This is a genomic window from Fulvivirga sp. M361, assembly GCF_007097395.1.
Classification (GTDB): Bacteria; Bacteroidota; Bacteroidia; order Cytophagales; family Cyclobacteriaceae; genus Fulvivirga.
In genome coordinates, this window is sequence record NZ_VKDC01000088.1 from 2,421 (window position 1) to 5,098 (window position 2,678).

Here is a 2,678-nt window from a genome sequence, read left to right on the forward strand (position 1 = left end):
CTATTTCCCAATCTATTGCTCTTCCCATTGCGTTAGATGTATTGGCATAACCGATACCTGTATAACCTGCATCAGCACTTTGGATCACACCATCCACATCACAAAAACCAGTCGCATTTTCTTGAATCGTTATGGTATTGTTGGTATTTGTATTTGATTGAGATCCATATACCTCTACTTCTGCAAGGTTCAATGTAGTGGTAAGGTTGGATTGTATTCTAACAACCTGACCAATAGCACCACCAGCGTCCAGTGTTAAGGAAGGATTGGGTGCAGTTGTAATGGTTTGTGTATAGGTTGTAGTACCGCTGCTATTGATAACAGATATCGTGAAATCAGATAAGCGACTTTTACAACAAGCATCTGTTCTGTTAAACACATTGATATTATCAATGCTATAATTATCGCCAAGGTCTACTTCCCACCAGGCATTAGGCCCTTGAGCAGCCGNTTGGATCACACCATCCACATCACAAAAACCAGTCGTATTTTCTTGAATCGTTATGGTATTGTTGGTATTTGTATTTGATTGAGATCCATATACCTCTACTTCTGCGAGGTTCAATGTAGTGGTAAGGTTGGATTGTATTCTAACAACCTGACCAATAGCACCACCAGCGTCCAGGGTTACAGAAGGATTGGGTGCAGTTGTAATGGTTTGTGTATAGGTTGTAGTACCACTGCTATTGATAACAGATACCGTGAAATCAGATAAGCGACTTTTACAACAAGCATCTGTTCTGTTAAACACATTGATATTATCAATGCTATAACTATCACCAAGGTCTACTTCCCACCAGGCATTAGGCCCTTGAGCAGCTGTTACCGAACCATTACCTGAACCAAAGTTTCCTGCGGTATTATCATCAATGGCACGTGACGCTACACCACCATTTAATGTTGTGGATTGTGTTGCTGTTCCATTTAAGGCAAGGTTTACGTTGCCCGTTCCTCCTCCTGGGTCAGCCCCATCTGTTAACAAGTATTCTGAGGTTACATAACCTAGTGAATTTGTAGCACCAAAATAGATAGTAGTAGCACCAGATGGCACATTAGCTGATATGGTATTTCCTGAAACACTAGCATTGGTTTCGTTCCATTGTCTTTCATTCCATTTACCCTCATCTAATGTGTAATATAATTTCCCACTGGTCACATTTGAATTAGCGCTAAAAGTAACAGAAGCAGTGTTTGATGCTATTTGTGGATTACCCAAAACAGGCAAAGTTGGTGCACCATTTACTACATTTTGTGCAAAGGCATAGATTTCTTCAACCAGTCTCGGAGGTGTTCCTCCATGTGCCATTCCTAGTGTATATCTAAGAAATGTAGGGCCATTTACAGCTCGTGAAGATTTTTGTTGGGTGGTTAAGGCAAAATGATGGTCATTTGTCCCATTAACCCACATGGTTGGATAGGTAACATTATCAAAATAAACGCTCCCATCAAAATAAGTATTAACAACTACGGCTTCAGCTGCAGACATCGCTGTACCTTGGTGGCCATCAGATTCAGATAAGAATCCAGCGCCATATACAGGAACAGCAAATGAAAACCTATTATCCACTCCCATTACTGTACTTGTAAGCGTACCTCCCCAACTAAAACCACTAACACCTGTTTTATTGGGATTTACTTCAGGAAACGAACGTATAAGAGAGTGGCCTCTAATGATTAACGCAACGGCATGGTAATACCACTGGTCTTCTATTGGTAATTCAGAATCATCCCAAACACCATCTCTTCTTGGGCCTGGTTTAGGTGCTACAACCCGTACGCCATTAACCTTAACCGGAAGTCTGCCTTCTGTATCCATGGCAATAGCTGCAAAACCATTATCATTCCATACCCGAACATAATTGGCAGAAGCACTGTGACCTCCACCATGCACCAAAACTACTGCCGGCCAGCCACCAGCTGGTACAGGGCCATCTGGAGCAGAATAATAAGCAAATGTTTCAACAGGATTTCCTAAATAATCAATAGTTTCATAATACAAGCTAGTCATGCCTACTGCTTCTACATCTGTGGTTGTACTATAGCTCGGTGTTTGAAACAGTACATTTGTATTCCATGGACCAACAGTTTGGCAGTGAGCATGTAAACCAAACAAAATGATACCTATTAGAATACTATTTCTATATAAATTCATGATCATATCATTTAAAGTGAAAAAAAAGAACTACCGGAGATAAAAATCTCCGGCAGTTCTTTTTTAGCTTACCTTTTAATTATTTTCTTGGTCTGCACGTGCTGTCCATCTGTTACCTTAAGGATATAGATCCCAGAAGAGAGGTTACTTAAATCAACAATTGCACTTGCCCCTTTGATATCTTGAGAAAGCACTTTTTGTCCAGCGTAATTGACTATATCCAACTGTGCTGTTGTTGAACCGCTAATTCTTATATTAAGGACATCGGTGATAGGGTTTGGGTAGGCATAAAGCACACCATCAGCGTCTGAGGTTTCCACACCAAGCGTCGTTGTTCCTGAACTTGTTCTTGCTGAACTTGTACTTGCTGAATTTGTACATCCTGAAACGGCAACATTTGGTCCGGTGACTTCAACATAATCTATTTTTGCAAGGCCCATACTACTGGTAGAACTTAGAATTATAGATTTTACTCCTGCTCCTAAACTAACGGTTGCTTCTGCTGTTAACCAGCCTCCTTGTGTGT

At 40.8% G+C, this 2,678-nt stretch carries 2 protein-coding genes; both read right to left on the bottom strand.

The genetic code is table 11. The annotated features are described in order from the left end of the window. Positions 1 to 2,152 (bottom strand): discoidin domain-containing protein (locus tag FNH22_RS31645; RefSeq protein ID WP_221420400.1); only part of this gene is annotated, 2,152 nt, incomplete at its 3' end. A 68-nt stretch (positions 2,153 to 2,220) separates the two neighbouring features. After that, a partial coding sequence (locus FNH22_RS31650; protein ID WP_143402548.1) for a T9SS type A sorting domain-containing protein occupies positions 2,221 to 2,678 on the bottom strand: 458 nt, incomplete at its 5' end.